At 42.2% G+C, this 15,224-nt stretch carries 14 protein-coding genes; 1 reads left to right on the top strand and 13 read right to left on the bottom strand.

Annotated features, from left to right (window positions below; translation table 11 throughout):
- Window positions 1-77: 77 nt before the first annotated feature.
- From cutC to AC4IFT_RS07705, 10 genes are all read right to left on the bottom strand, one after another.
- Entirely contained in the window at window positions 78-3,509 is a 3,432-nt protein-coding gene (cutC, locus tag AC4IFT_RS07750; RefSeq protein ID WP_490751012.1) for a choline trimethylamine-lyase, read from the bottom strand.
- A 59-nt stretch (window positions 3,510-3,568) separates the two neighbouring features.
- A complete protein-coding gene (locus AC4IFT_RS07745) occupies window positions 3,569-4,699 on the bottom strand; it encodes a 1-propanol dehydrogenase PduQ (RefSeq protein ID WP_490736307.1) in 1,131 nt (376 codons plus the stop codon).
- Between the two features lie 8 nt (window positions 4,700-4,707).
- Window positions 4,708-4,965 (bottom strand): EutN/CcmL family microcompartment protein, encoded by a 258-nt coding sequence (locus AC4IFT_RS07740; RefSeq protein ID WP_490751011.1) that lies wholly within the window; start codon window positions 4,963-4,965, stop codon window positions 4,708-4,710.
- A gap of 26 nt (window positions 4,966-4,991) precedes the next feature.
- Window positions 4,992-6,605, bottom strand: a complete 1,614-nt coding sequence (locus tag AC4IFT_RS07735; protein ID WP_490736305.1) for an acetaldehyde dehydrogenase (acetylating) — start codon at window positions 6,603-6,605, stop codon at window positions 4,992-4,994.
- 69 nt (window positions 6,606-6,674) lie between these two features.
- A complete protein-coding gene (locus tag AC4IFT_RS07730; protein ID WP_006658501.1) occupies window positions 6,675-6,953 on the bottom strand; it encodes a BMC domain-containing protein in 279 nt (92 codons plus the stop codon).
- Window positions 6,954-6,967: 14 nt separating this feature from the next.
- Complete coding sequence (locus AC4IFT_RS07725; RefSeq protein WP_042845468.1) at window positions 6,968-7,252, bottom strand: BMC domain-containing protein; 285 nt, start codon at window positions 7,250-7,252, stop codon at window positions 6,968-6,970.
- Window positions 7,253-7,272: 20 nt separating this feature from the next.
- Window positions 7,273-7,551, bottom strand: a complete 279-nt coding sequence (locus AC4IFT_RS07720; RefSeq protein ID WP_004249182.1) for a BMC domain-containing protein — start codon at window positions 7,549-7,551, stop codon at window positions 7,273-7,275.
- 604 nt (window positions 7,552-8,155) lie between these two features.
- Window positions 8,156-8,674, bottom strand: a complete 519-nt coding sequence (locus tag AC4IFT_RS07715) for a FidL-like protein (protein ID WP_219244687.1) — start codon at window positions 8,672-8,674, stop codon at window positions 8,156-8,158.
- Window positions 8,671-9,528, bottom strand: coding sequence for a winged helix-turn-helix domain-containing protein (locus tag AC4IFT_RS07710; RefSeq protein WP_490751010.1), 858 nt, complete (start codon window positions 9,526-9,528; stop codon window positions 8,671-8,673). Before AC4IFT_RS07710 ends, AC4IFT_RS07715 begins: the two co-directional genes overlap by 4 nt.
- A gap of 58 nt (window positions 9,529-9,586) precedes the next feature.
- Window positions 9,587-10,159 (bottom strand): TetR/AcrR family transcriptional regulator, encoded by a 573-nt coding sequence (locus tag AC4IFT_RS07705; protein ID WP_273802833.1) that lies wholly within the window; start codon window positions 10,157-10,159, stop codon window positions 9,587-9,589.
- A 314-nt stretch (window positions 10,160-10,473) separates the two neighbouring features.
- Between AC4IFT_RS07705 and AC4IFT_RS07700 the strand changes: the two genes are divergently transcribed.
- Window positions 10,474-11,034, top strand: coding sequence for an NADPH-dependent FMN reductase (locus tag AC4IFT_RS07700; RefSeq protein ID WP_490736297.1), 561 nt, complete (start codon window positions 10,474-10,476; stop codon window positions 11,032-11,034).
- A 190-nt stretch (window positions 11,035-11,224) separates the two neighbouring features.
- Here AC4IFT_RS07700 and AC4IFT_RS07695 read toward each other — a convergent pair whose 3' ends face one another.
- The 3 genes from AC4IFT_RS07695 to AC4IFT_RS07685 form a co-directional block, all read right to left on the bottom strand.
- Window positions 11,225-12,310, bottom strand: coding sequence for a T6SS immunity protein Tli4 family protein (locus AC4IFT_RS07695; RefSeq protein ID WP_490751009.1), 1,086 nt, complete (start codon window positions 12,308-12,310; stop codon window positions 11,225-11,227).
- On the bottom strand, window positions 12,303-13,985 hold the full coding sequence (locus AC4IFT_RS07690; RefSeq protein ID WP_490751008.1) for an esterase/lipase family protein: 1,683 nt from the start codon (window positions 13,983-13,985) through the stop codon (window positions 12,303-12,305). Before AC4IFT_RS07690 ends, AC4IFT_RS07695 begins: the two co-directional genes overlap by 8 nt.
- A gap of 164 nt (window positions 13,986-14,149) precedes the next feature.
- Window positions 14,150-15,202, bottom strand: a complete 1,053-nt coding sequence (locus tag AC4IFT_RS07685; protein WP_490751063.1) for a T6SS immunity protein Tli4 family protein — start codon at window positions 15,200-15,202, stop codon at window positions 14,150-14,152.
- Between the last annotated feature and the right edge of the window lie 22 nt (window positions 15,203-15,224).

The following is a 15,224-nucleotide window of genomic DNA, read 5'->3' as shown; positions in this document are numbered from 1 at the left end:
TGCACCTCAAAATATGACAAAACTTATTGTTTTTATTCTGAAATGGCAGGTATGTCACCATACCTGCCGATATCGATTTAGAACTTCTCAATCACGGTACGGCTAATAATTTCATCTTGAACTTCTTTACAGAGTTCGACGAAGTAAGCACTGTAACCTGCAACTCGAACGATTAAATCACGATATTTTTCAGGTTCTTGCTGTGCTTTTTTCAGCATTTCATTGTCGACATAACTAAATTGCATTTGGCCATTACCTAAAATAGAAGCGGTTCTGAGTAAGGTAATTAAGCCGTGGCGACCTTCTGGTGTATCCAACAAGCCTTTTAAGAACTTGAAGTTATGCACCATACCGATGTTCATTGTTTCCACATTCATTTTACTGATGGATTTTATGATGGCGGTTGGGCCTTGTTTGTCTGCACCTTGTGTTGGGCTGATACCGTCTGATAATGGCATCCACGCCAAGCGTCCATTGGCACTCGCGGCAGTCAATTCCCCGATTGGGGTATTATTCGAAATCGACAAAGTCCCGTGGCTGAATGTGGAGTACAACATGTCGTATTTACGGCACTCACGCTCTGTCCACTCCGTAATATCCAGCGCATATTGGTCAACATAGTTGTCATCGTTACCAAATTTCGGCGCATTTAAGCAATCGCGACGCAATTCGTCATAGCCTTCAAAGTTAGCTAAGAGACCATCGCGTACTTGCTCAAGGGTGTAACGTTTATCTTCATAAACCAGTTTACGAATGGCGGCGAGGGAATCGACGTAAGTCGCAAGACCAGAGAAAATCAAACCCGGGCCGTGGTTAACCATCGCACCACCTGCCGCAACGTCTTTACCTTTTTCCATACAGCCTTCCACCAGCAAGGACATTAATGGTTTTGGCGCAACATCACGGTGTACACGCTGGCTAATCACCGTACCGACAGCGGATAAACGGACAATATGGGCGATTTGTTGTTTCACCGCACGGTCAAAGTCTTCGAAAGTTCTCAAATCACGCAGGTCACCGGTATCTAAGCCTTGGTAACTATCAAACAACACCATACGACCACGGTTTAGTACAAACTCAATGGCGATTGGCCACTGGGTATAACCTGTTGATGTCCATTGATAAATTCGGCCTGATTTTTGTGGTTCAACGCAGCCCATCAAGCAGTAGTCACGCGCATCTTCAAAATCAAAACCTTTGCGCAGCATCATTTTGATGTGGGAATCATCGAAGTGGCAGGCAGGGAAGCCCATACCGGCTTTAACCACATCGACAATTTTTTCCATGTATTTCTGTGGTGATTGGTTATGGATACGGCAAGCCAGTGATGGCTGGTACACTTTAACAAAGCGCACTGCGTCCATAATTAAGTAGGTCAGGTCATTACACGCATCACCGCCTGAGCGTTTTTGCCCGCCCACGGTTAAGTTGATAAACGGCTGGTAACCCGCAAAATATTTCGCCCCTAACTCACTGGACATCCACATTAATTCAGCACATTTGATGATAAACGCCTGCATCATTTCCAGTGCTTGGTCTTGTGTTAAGCGGCCTGTTTTGATGTCGTTTTCATACATCGGCAAGCAATATTGGTCGAGGCGCCCTAAAGACAGACCCGTTTGGTTTTCTTCGATTTCAAACAAGGATTCCACCGTCCAAATGCTTTGTAATGCTTCTTGCAAGGTCACTGGTGGGTTAGCCGGTACGTTTTCATTCACTTGCGCGATAGTCAGTAACTCTTCACGACGTTTTGCGTCTGTTTCTTTTGCGGCTAATTCACGTGCATGCTCTGCGATACGGTGTGCGTAAGCCACAACGCCTTCACAAGTTTCAATAGACGCTTTGTAGAAATAGATACGGTCGATATCGTCTGGGTTTTCCATGCTGAGCTCGGCCAGTTTCGCCTGTGCATCTGCCTTAATCCCATTCATACCTTTAGTGAATAATAAGACATCGTAGCCTGGGCAAGTATCGCCCCCACCGTTGATTTGGTGATAGGACAAATCACTGACGAATGTTTCGCCACTAAACTCCCACACACCTGCCTCGCGGTATTGCGCTTCACAGATTTCATCTAATGAGCGGCCTTCCCAGAACGGTGCGATATCTTCACGAATGACTTTTTTGTCTTCTTCAGAGATAACAAATGGGTCTTGTGGGCGCGTGCTCATGGTGTCGAGTTCTTCGACCACCCAGCGCCATGCGATATCTGGGGAGAATGCACCTGCACGCGGTTTTCCACATGGATGCCCAACAATTAACTCTTCTGGTTGAATTAAGATTGGTGCGGTTTCACATGCGCGGCGAAACGCTTTTGCGCGCAGTAAAATCGGCGGTAAACCTGGGTTATTTTTGACAACGTCAGTAAAGGCTAAAGCGCGGTAGATAGAGACGCTTGGACGCGCTTCCAAGTAGCGATTACGCAGGCGTTGTAAACGTGGGGTCAGCCCTTCCATGACTTTAAATTCTGTCTCAGCTTGTGCAAACGGTGCAACATAGCTGGCATTCGGTGCAGAATATTGTGGTTGCGTGCTTACTTGGCCACAATATAAGCGAACTTTTAACCCATTATTGACGGCCATGATATTTTCATGAGCCGATAACATCATAGCGGATAATTCGTTAATGCATACGCGAGGGTCGGTTAAATATACACCGCCTTTTAATGCATCAAACATTGGGTAACCATCCACCACTTTTGTCGAGCGCACTTCAGAAAGCTCCGCCAATTTCAGCCATAAACTTTCAACCACTTCATACGCTTGGGCTGGTGTTAAACGGCCTTGCTCGATGTCTCGTTGGTAGAATGGGTAAACCGCTTTGTCGAAGCCCATTGGGTTAACTGCATAGCTGCCATTTTCCAGATGCAAAATAAGCTGCAACAAATAGAACGCTTGGCAAGCCTCTTTAAAGGTTTGTGCTGGTTTAGCTGGGACATTACGTAAAATCGCTGCGCTTTCTTGCAGTTCTAAACGGCGGTATTGGTTTGATTCCACCGCAGCCATGCTTTCCGCTTTCGATGCAAGGGATTGCGCAAAATGAATAGCCGCATCACAGGCATAAATTGCGGCACGGCAGTTATTTGCCTCATCAATACTATTGCGGCTGACCGCGCTACCAATATTTCTGACGCGGTTTTCTAATTGAGATTTAATTTCTAAAAAACCGATGTTCAGTACCGCTAAATAGTCAGGGGCATCAACGGTGCTGTCCCCCGCTAAGAAGGTGTAAATGCTGTTGCTGTGAATTTCGTTTTCAGTGAAGAAAATCGCGCCACGTGGTGTGGAGGATTGGCTACCAATAATCAATTCATCTTGCGCGATAAACGCAGGGAAATGGCGAATAAATTCATAAAAACGTTGAGCAGGTTTAATTGCCTGCGGCGCACCCGAAAGTTGGTTTTCCAGTGCTTCTAAAATGTTGGCACGTTCAGTAATAATTGAGCTATTGCGGGCACTTAAGCGTTCAGCCAGCATTTTTACGCGTGGGGTCAGAGCATATTTAGTCATGTTAGCCTATCCTGATGTTCGTTTTAGTTTGTTGTTCATCACCTAACAGCTTATTGCTGTTAAAAAGATTGCCGATATAGCGTTTCAAGTTGCACTTGGTTCACATCCCGTGGATTGGTCGGAGTGCAACTATCACGCAGTGCTTGCCCCACCATTTCCCCTAAACGGGCGTTAAAATCGGTTTCATTAATGCCTGTTGCTTGAATGCCTTTTGGCATATTCATTTCATCTTTCAATACGTTGATTGCCATAATCAGGCTTTCAACGCCTTCACGTACGTTAGAAGCAGGTAAATTCAAATTCTTCGCAAGGTGCGCATAGCGCTTCGCCGCATCGGTATCACAACGCCCTTCTAATTCGGCATTAAATGCCACTACGTGCGCCATCAATAGTGCATTGGCACGGCCGTGTGGAATGTGAAACACGCCGCCTAATGCGTGAGCTAAACTGTGCGTGATCCCTAAAGAAGCATTGGTAAATGCCATTCCTGCAATACAAGAAGCGTTATGCATTTTTTCGCGAGCAAGCAAGTTGCCCCCTTCGCGGTAGCAGTCAATCAAATGACCGAAAACCAGTTGTACGGCTTTTTCCGCTAGCGCATCAGAGAAATCAGATGCGGTATTGGAAACATAGGCTTCTAATGCATGGCAAAGCACATCCATACCGGTATCTGCGGTAATCGATGCGGGGACGGATTTCACTAAAACAGGGTCGAGGATCGCCACATCGGGCAACATAAACTCATCCACTAACACCAGTTTTTCAGAGTGAGACTTAATCACTGAAAAACTGGTCACTTCAGAGCCTGTTCCGCTAGTTGTTGGGATGGCAATAAACTGCGGTTTTGCCCGATTGGCGTCATTTTTCGTGTGCCATAAGGAGTAAATAATCGCTTTCGCCGCATCAATCACAGAGCCGCCACCCAGCGCAATCACCACATCGGGATATTGCACATCCATGACTTTCATGCCTTTTACGATGGCTGAAATATCAGGGTCTGGCAGGACATCGTCATACATTGAAAACGCAATGCCTGAGTGTGTTAACCGACGAGTGACTTCCTCTGCTAAGCCAAACTTCACCATGGCTTTATCGGTCACGATAAAGGCCTGCTGAGCTTGCATCGTTGAGATGAAATCCAGTGCGTTAGCACCAAATTGCACTCGCGGTTTAATGAGAAACTGGTTCATGCTGTTGTTTACTCCTTGGTATAAACCTTTTCGACAATGGCAACCACTGACATGGCTTTGTATTTGTCTTTGTTCAACGCGAAGTACGCTTCGGCTAACACAATGTCGTTGATACCAGCGCCAACGCTGTCTACCGCCACATACGTTCGGTCTTTCAACGGTTCAAGGTCATCCCCTAGCGCAGCAACCATCAATAAATTACTTCCGCTAAGTTCTTGGCATTTTTGCGTTGCGACAACATGTCCGATTACTCTTGCCAAAATCATGGTTTATACCGCCTTATTTCAATGAGTTACTTATTTAGGCGACCGAGAACGGCCTTGATGATTTGCTCAACATTTTCCTCAGTGATATCACCTTGGGAAACCACCGCTTCCGTGATGGCCGCCGTGCTAAAACGGTTGTCTGCTGTGTTAGAAACAGGTGCAGAAGCCGTCACTGGCTGGCGAAAACGGTCATCATCTAAAATGCTAATTTGCGATTGATTCACTGCTGTTGAAACCGCAGGCTGAGCAACTGAGCACGGTTGTGCTGGCTGTCTTAAATCATCAATAGAACGCACGCCATAACCTACTTTACGAATGTTCAGCAAGTTCATTGGCCCAACGTTATCTGAGCTCGAACCGCCGCCCACTGCACCGCAACCTAAGGTTAATGCAGGTGTAATATTAGTCGTAGCCCCAATGCCACCCAGTGCCGCAGGGGTATTAATTAAAATACGGTTAACCGGTTTTTCGAGGGAGAACTGGCGGATCACATCTTCGTTTTGCGTGTGGATCACCAGTGTGTGGCCTAAACCTTCGTTGGTCAGTAAATCCACCACACGATGGCAGGCTGATTGCCAATCCTCTTCGATATACATCCCTAAGATTGGACACAATTTTTCACGCGAATAGGGGTTTTTCGGTGAAACGGTATCTTGTAACGCAATGAGCACACGAGTATTTGCAGGTACGCTAAACCCTGCGCGTTGGCTTAAAGTAATGGCATCTTTCCCAACCACTTCAGGGTTGATGGTGCCATTTGCCCGCAATAACATTGACGCCATGCGCTTCGCTTCGTCTTCATTCATAAAGTAAGCGCCTTGCGCTAACAGCTCACGGTGCACTTCGTTATAAATACAACGTTCGACGATAATTGATTGCTCAGACGCACAAATCACCCCGTTATCAAACGTTTTACTGGTGATAATGTCATTCACGGCTTGTTTGATATTGGCACTGCGCTCAATAAAGGCAGGGCCATTACCCGGACCGCCACTGATTGTTGGCGTACCCGATGCATAGGCTGCACGCACCATGCCCTCCCCGCCAGTCGCTAAAATTAAGGAAACATCTTTGCTGTGCATCAGCTCTTTGGTCGCTTCAAGGGTCAACATCGTGACGCCATCAACGATCCCGGCGGGTGCGCCAGCTTCTAATGCCGCTTTTTTAACGATGTCTAATGTGCGGAAACTACAGGCTTTGGCATTAGGATGCGGGGAGAAGACAATGGCGTTACCTGCTTTTAAGGCAATCAACGTTTTGTAGATGATGGTCGATGTCGGGTTTGTCGATGGCACCAGTGCCGTGATCACCCCTAATGGAACGCCTACATCCATGACTTTGTTGATTTTGTCATCATTAATGATGCCAACGGTTTTGAGATCTTTGATGTGTTCATAGACACGCATTGAAGCGAAGGTGTTTTTCAGGACTTTATCTTGCCACTTACCAAAACCTGTCTCTTCATTGGCCATTTTCGCCAGCTCTTCAGCGTGAAGGGCCGATTCAATAGCAATGTGTTTCACGATACTGTCGATTTTTTCCTGCGAAAATGTCGCAAAAACTTTCTGCGCTTGTTTCGCGTTTCTAACTAGCTCTCTTGCCAGTTGTCTGGATTGCAGATCTTTATCTAATGCAACCATGTCTTCCCCCGTATCGGAGTCAAAATTAACTAATTAACTTGTTGTTTTATTTACTTATCAGCCAACAACTTAGGCTTTGTGTTGCTGTGCAATTTTGCCGATATCGTTATGCGGCCTTGCGATCACGCGTGATGTCACCACGGTGCCAACACGTTTTGCGGCTTCAACACCCGACTCAACAGCTGCGTTAACCGCACCGACGTCGCCTTTCACCATCGCAGTCACCAGCCCTGAGCCGACATTTTCATAGCCAATCAGTTCGACATTAGCGGCTTTACACATGGCATCAGCGGCTTCAATACAGGCCACTAAACCTTTGGTTTCGATTAATCCAAGCGCTTCTTTCATAAGTAATTTCCTTTTTATTCCGTGACTTTATACTGGGCGACGATTTTCTGAATATCGCTGTGAGGACGTGCAATCACCAGAGATGTCACAACAGTGCCAACGCGAGAAGCCGATTCAACACCTGAATCAACTGCCGCTTTGACTGCACCAACATCCCCTTTCACCATTGCCGTCACTAAACCTGACCCAACATTTTCATAACCAATCAGCACAACATTTGCGGCTTTACACATTGAGTCAGCCGCTTCAATACATGCCACTAACCCTTGAGTTTCGATAAGACCTAATGCGTCACCCATGTTTTTTCCTCCGGAAAAAGTTATGCCTTATGTTTAATCACGATTTTGTTGATATCGTTATGTGGACGCGCAATGACTAGCGATGTCACGACTTCGCCAACACGCTGAGCAGATTCAACACCTGAATCAACCGCTGCTTTGACTGCGCCAACATCCCCTTTAACCATTGCGGTTACGAGGCCTGAACCGACATTTTCATAACCGATTAGCTCAACGTTTGCGGCTTTACACATCGCATCAGCCGCTTCGATGCAAGCTACCAGACCTTTAGTTTCGATAAGACCTAATGCATCACCCATTGTTGTTTCCTCCGAGAAGCCTTCTTCATTTTTCTTTACCGCGCTCTTTAAGTTGATGTGTCCGAATACATGTTTCTTGCAGAACCGAGGTAATCATTTACGCCAACAGTGTCTGCGCGGTGATTAATTGAACGCAGCCTTTGGCTTCAAATTCACTATAGAGGCGAAAAATAAAAACAAAATATAAATCCACAACAAGGAGATACTTAGAATATTTGACTAGTAATTAGATTTGATAAGTCTTTAATTCACATAACTGTGCTGAAAAAACCAAAAATTCACGCATCCGTCTGGTGAATAAAAAATAGTAAAAATAGATTACGGATTAATCGAGGGAGATTGTTAACAGGATATTATTAAGCTGATACCAAGGGGTAATTTACGCAATGATAATTGTGGGGCGGCTCACTGGCTTATAAGCTTTGCTCGCAAATAAAGATAGCCTTTTACATTACGGTACTTAGGCACTGAGCCAAGAAACTCACACTAAGATAGCCTGCCAATAACACGAAAGGTGCTTATCATTTCAATGGAAGTTAAAGGCAACTAGAAGGGAAAGAGATACAACAATAGGACGACTTTAATACTCTCGACAGGCATGTTGCTAATCAAATTTACTGCCAGGCTTTAATGTGCAGATATAGAGTGGGGAGTTAATTGAACTTAATAACAGCGCTTTGTCATTGAGCTTTTGGGCGTTAAGAAATAAGCCATCATGGCTATCAGACATTTCCCGCATAAAGTAGTCAAAAATCACATCGGGGGATTCATCAATGGAAGAGGCACTCGATTCCCATTGACTAATATTATAATGGCGCTCCGTTGGTGACACGCGTTTGGTCGTATAATTAAATTTCACATAGCGCTGTAAATATAACCATCCTGCTTTAGAGTCTGTATAACCCTCAACAACAATAGACCCTTTTCCATTCGCCCCAAAATTAAAGTGAATATTGCCATTGACGTTTTCGTCTTTCATATTTTCAAAACGCATAATCCCTTTGGTAGAACAAACCATTAAGCCATCTTGCTTATTAGCAAATAAAACGGATTGCGTATAAATCACCACTACAATAAAAAGCAAAGCACTCAGTAAACATAATACTTTCCCAGATATTTTCATGATGGCTTCCAAGAATAATAAAAATAGTTATCACAGTAGCTAAAAGGATTATCTTCATTTACTGCGCAATGGGCTAAAAACACACGTCCTAATCCGTTGGTTTGTAATTTATCCCCATAGAAGAAAACAAATCGCTCTTTTTCTACACAGGCAAGATTTAGGTTATTTCTCACCTTGTCAAAGTTTTGTACATAATTTTGCGCGACAGTGCCGTTAATCATTTTTTCATTTGAAAGCACATCGCAACCAGCATGTTCCAGCACCGTCATATTAATCGGTTGGGATGGCTGATTCGATAAATAAGCCATAACTAATAATAAGATAGAGCACAGCAAAAATGCACCACTGGCAAAATACCAGCACATTTCTCTTTTTGCTTTGGTGAATGGCTTGGGGGACTTAGGGGGTAGCGCAGCGTTGTTTTCTGGTTCAATTAACGGTGGCTCAATAACAGGCGATAATACAACTTCGGCGGCATCTATCTCACTCAAGCTTTTAATAAATTCTGCGGGGTGCATTTTGGCATCATTCAAACGCTCTAACGTTACCTCTGAATTAAATTCCAATCGCCCTCTTGCCACCGTAATAATAATATTTTCAATACCATATTGGCGAAATGCTTTTCTTAATAAGCTCAAATATTGGTTTAGATTACTGTTGGATGAAACTAACCCATTATCATCCCACACAGCTTTTAATACATCGTCACGGGATACCACGCCCCTATTTTGGATAAAATAATAGAGCAATGCATTGGCGGTAATAGACAATTGCGTATCCACCTCGTCGTCTTTCAAAGACAAAGTGCCATCAACTGCATCATATATAATGAAGGCATTGATTTTATATTTCACTGTCGCCCCATGTTTTTATTATATTAATGACGGTATTTTCGGTGTTTACTTATCCATATTAAGGCAGCTTTTCAAACGATATTTCTGTTAACCGACTGACAATAGCATCACGCTCTTGTTGTGATAGCGTTTCTCCCTCCGTTAACGATGACAACCACAAACCATCCGCACCATAACGCACTAGCGCCCCTAAATAGCTGTTATCGAACTCATCACCTTTAGCTAAGTGGCCCAGCACCCAATCACGCCAGCATTTACGCAATACAGGCTCATTTGGCATGGCCAAAGACAATAACGCGAGCTGGAAACTTTCATCTGACTCTTTTAGCTCGCCAATATAGTGTAAATACGCGCGAGAAAAGCGCCCATATGTATTGGTATCATTTTCCATGATGAGGCTAATTCGCTCATCCATAATGCCCAGCAATTGCAGAAATAGCGCATGGATAAGCTCTTGTTTGCTCGGGAAATGGTGCATCAGCCCCCCTTTGCTGACACCCGCTTCCCGCGCGACCGCATTAAGCGATAAGGCAGAAATACCTTCCCTGCCCGCGATAATACGAGCCGCTTTCAGTAGCTCCACTTGGAGTTTGATAGGGTCTTTTTTTCTGTGCTGCGCTGTTTTGTTCATGCAATGGATGATACCGACCAGTCGGTATGTTTCATTTTGACCAAAATCAAGTAACCCTGTTTTGTTCAAGGTTAAATCAAAATAGTGGAATGGGACTCACAATATCCATTTTAGATAAGCCATATACCCATAATTAATTGATAATTTAAAATTATTTTGTGTTTTGATTTTATTGTTTTGGCTGACTTTATATTTAACTTAGTTTTGCACCGATTCGAGTTATGATGTTTAATAATAGATGCGAAATAAAATTCTGACAAAGTGCAAATTATTTGTCACATTCGTCATCAACCGTCGATAGAAGAGGTTTTACCATGTCAAAACAATATAATATTGGTGTTATTGTGGGTAGCTTGCGTGCGGATTCTTACAACCTAATCGTCGCTAAAGCCATGACTAAGCTGTTCCCTGCAAATTTTTCATTCAAATTTATCAACATTGGCGACCTTCCTCTCTACAATCAAGATGCTGACCAAAATGTGCCTCCTGTCGTTGCCAATTTTAAATCCCAAATTAAAGCCTGTGATGGCATTATTTTTGCCACTCCTGAATATAACCGCTCTATTCCCGGTGTATTAAAAAATGCCATTGACCAAGGCTCTCGCCCTTGGGGTGATAACTCGTGGAATGCAATTCCTGCGGGGGTTTTAGGTGTATCCATCGGTAATATCAGTACGGCAATTGCCCAACAACACCTGCGCAACAGCCTTGCCTTTTTGAATATGCCAACGATGAACCAACCTGAATGTTACCTGAAATGGTATGACGGTATGGTGGATGAGCAAGGCCATATTTCACCGAAAAGCAAAGATTTCTTGCAACCGTGGGCGGATACTTTTGCTCAGTTTGTGAAACATAATGCTGTGAGTAAATAAGTTTATAGTGCCTCCCCGCTGGGTTGTAGAGCTTGGCGGGGGTTTTGGATGAAACTCGCTATTTTTTTCGAGATGAGATTACATCCAAAAGCCCTATTCCCCGTTGTAGTACGTCAGAAGACTTATTAGAAATAACCGCATTTGTATAAGCTTTTTTGCTCACTGCATGATGGTTGCCGTACAAGGCACATCAAAATGCATTCGATTTATAACGCAAAGTGCCTACAATTCGATCCCAAATTTCGACTAATTGCCATTGGCTATATTGCGTGTTTTTATCTGCATTATTTAACCCAATGTATAACAAAGGTTTCTTCGGGTCAGCAATCATTTCATTTGAATACATAATAAACTCAAGAAAATCAGTATTTTCTTGCTTATTCTGTTTTCCTATCATTAACCATTCAAGAGATGGGATCCCATTAGGTGATAGCTTTTCTTTTTTAATAGTACTTTTCTTTGATAATGACATAGCCTTATTGATTTGAGGACTCCGATTAAACAAGGTGTCATTAGAACCAATAGCCGTATTATCGGATCTAAACCCTATAATAAAATCATTATTTTCATACGTAAATGAGATGATTTCTTTATGTTTATTTCCATCATCCGCAATAAATCCATTCGGAATGCAAACACCGTTATCGATAGGAATATCTTCGTTTTTTCGTCCAGATAATCGAGATATGAGGGATTGTATAGCTGCTAATTTAGTTGGCTTCTCATTCATATCATATTCAGAGAACCCTGCATTTTCATACGTTTTCTTTCTATTCAAATACTTTGGATTAGATAAATCCAATATATCAACAGTTATAATAAAGGCTATATGATTGACATATACATGAGCCTCAAGGGTACGACTAAGATCATCTTGCCCTGAATTATTTCTATCGAAAATAACACCTTTACCACCAGGTAGTTGGATAATTTCTTTTAATACTGGGGCGTTTTTTTCACTCGTTTTTCCATTACGAAGTTCTTGCTCTCGTAACTCAATTCGTTGCTTAAACGCAGGAGGGTAGATGAATTTACTTTCAATTTTAAAATCATCAATAAAGACTTGATTATCATTCATATTGTTAAATGGAATAGGAATAGGAATATCAACGACAAATCGTCCAATACACTGTGGTTTTGCATTTTCAAAAAATGAATCTATCAAAATATAATCCTTTTCAGTTAAGCGACTTTTTTTGTCATACACAGCCAAACCTAAAAAAATAAGTGAAAAAACAAACACCCCAAGAAGTGGTCCTAAATACTTATTAATCATTTAATGGCACATCCATAACCATTTGAATAATTGCTCTTAGCGTAAATTGAATTGCTGGTCTGTTTTTTATGTCAGCAATATCATCGACCTTGTAAGCATCTTGATGATCAACATTCGTAGCTAAAATACTTTTGATTGATTGATTAGAATAAATAGCGGAAAACGACTCGACAGGCACGGTGCCATCACCAGCAGTTTTGGACGAAATAAGTTTAAACTCTTTCGCTAATTGACCTTTCTCTCGTTTTTGGCGATGTGTTGGTGGTAAATGAGGTTCTCCTTGAGAGAGCACATATGGGCTAACAGTTAACTTCGTTGGTTCCCAGCCAAGGGAGCCATCCGACTCAACTTGCTCACCATAAAAAACATAAGTATTTGGATGATATAATTTACTTTCTTGGTGATACATAAATTGACGAACTTTAATTTCCATCAGCTTTACATAGTTTTTCCAATTATTATCTACTACCATTTCGTCCTTATCTAAAATGTCCGGTCTATAAAGTTTCCACCAAACATCATTTCTAAGATAGATATCATTGAATGGATCACACTTTCCTGTTTTAGGGTCTTTTGTTTGGGGGTAACTTCCTTCCTCAGGGATAAATAGCCATGGTGACTTATAAGATGGATAAGGAAGTAATTGTAAAGGTGCTGGTGATTGAGCGAGAACAGGCATTAATTCTTTAGCTGACCACCCTAAAATTCGTCCTGCTGTATAGCCTTCTTCGCTCGCCCCTGTCCCCATCCGTCTATAGGCCGCAGGAGATCCTAAGTCAGGAATCACGCCGTGAACAACGCCTAACACTTTACTTTGGCACCCCTCAAATTCAGATTCAGGGGTAGGGTTCATCGCATATCGAGCCACTAACCCCCCCATGGAATGAGTTACTAAAATGACTTTTTCAACTGCTAAGCCATATCCATGGCACCGGTATAAATTAATAACGTTATCGATATACTCCACAAGTTTAGATGCGGACTCTGCATTATCAGCAAGCCAGTTATAGCCAAAGACATGCAGTGGAAATAAAAAACGATTAAAATGGTCGAGTTCTTTTTGGGTTAATGTCTGCTCATTCTCTTTTTCTTCCGTTCCAAATGGTTTCTCGACAAATTCATTAAGAATACTGGCATAGGGTAAATTAATATCACCTTTACTTAAAAGCTCGAAATTAAGGACATTGCTCTGCCAGTCATGAATTAATGCAGCCTGAAAAACACTCAGAAAACGCCCATAACTATAATTAAGTGCTTCCCCCCAACCTCTATCACAACGTTTGGAAAATAAATGTCCATCATCAGAAAAAGCTGTATATACCTCTTTATCTACTAAACCCCTATTATCAACTCTTGTTGTTTCAGGGTTTAATATGTTTTTTCTTTCATGGCCTGTCCTCTGCGCCCATTGTAGAAAAATTTCATACCCTGCATCCCCTCGCCACATTTCTTTTTTATCATCACCCTTCGACATTAAATTCGTTCCCATAATCCCAGGAATAAAAATAACGGGAATAACTTTGGTTGGTGGTTTAATACAGTGGGCTTCCGCATTGAGCGATTTATGTTGTGCGGTGACATCATCCCAAATAACTTCGCCATTTTTTGTCCATTTGGGTAAATGGTAGGAGATATTCTGGCATTCCCCCATATCTGGATTATCTTTATTTGACATTATGCTAATCCTTTTGACTAATCCTTAAAGAAAATAGAATAGCGTCATTTAGGTATTTGCTAAAAAGTAACATTACTAAATTGGAGCTACCGCGGCGGGGCTCTTAAGCACCCTTGTGTTAAATCAAAGCGATAACAATACAATCATTATCGCTTTGAGAAAAACTAGAATGCATTCGGTTTATAACGCAGAGAACCAACAATTCGATCCCAAATTTCGACCATTTCAGCATCACTGTATGGCGTGAATTGATCTTGGTTATGCATAAGAATGTGTAATTGAGGGACAGTTAAAGAACTAGTGGCTTCATTCGCGTAAAACGTAAAGAAATAATATGGTAAATTGGGGAGCCTTTTATTTTCCTCTTCTGAATAAACTTCTTGCTCACCTTTTATGAGCCACTCTTGAGATGGAATATGATTAGGTAATAGCTCACCGTTTTTGATTGTTTTTCGACTGTGTTGCCTTATCGCCTCATTGATCCCCGCACTTCTGCCCAATAACGTATCACTAGAATCGGCAATACTATTATCTGACTCAACCGAAAATGTGAACTCCTTCAATTCGTAAAGAAAAGCGACATCCTGCGTCAGCATTTCGTTACCATCTAAAATAAAACCATTGGGGATACAAACGCCTTTCTCTGTCGGAATTTCATGATCTAAACGCCCTTGCAATCGAGAAATTAACGATTTCATAGCTGCTAATTTTGAGGGTTTGTCATTCATTTCCGATTCTGAAAAACCTGCATTTTCATATGTTTTTTTTCTATTTAAATATTTAGGATCTGATAGGTCTAATATTTCTATAGTAATAATAAATGCGACATGACCTGTATAAACATGAGCTTCTAAAATACGACTTAAATCACTTACACCTGGAACATTTCTATCAAAAATAACCCCTTTCCCATCGGGTAATTGAATTATTTCTTTTAGCATCGGGGCATTTTCAGCACTGGTTTTCCATTCCCGTAATTCCGCTTCACGTAATGTAATGCGCTGTTTGAAAGCGGGTGCGTAGGTAAACAAACTTTCCAGTTTAAAATCACCGATAGAAATACTATCCCTAAGTTTATTATTGAATGATTCAGGTACATCAATGATATAGCGCCCAATACACTGAGGTTTCGTTTTTTCAAATAATGTTGCTATCACAGTATTTTCCTTGTCTGTAAATTCTGTCTGTGCAAGCGTTTTTTTAAAACTCCCACCAATACACAGCACTATCCCAATAAAA

This window comes from Providencia sp. UF-183 (assembly GCF_058246155.1).
This window is presented reverse-complemented; position numbering and strand designations above follow the sequence as displayed.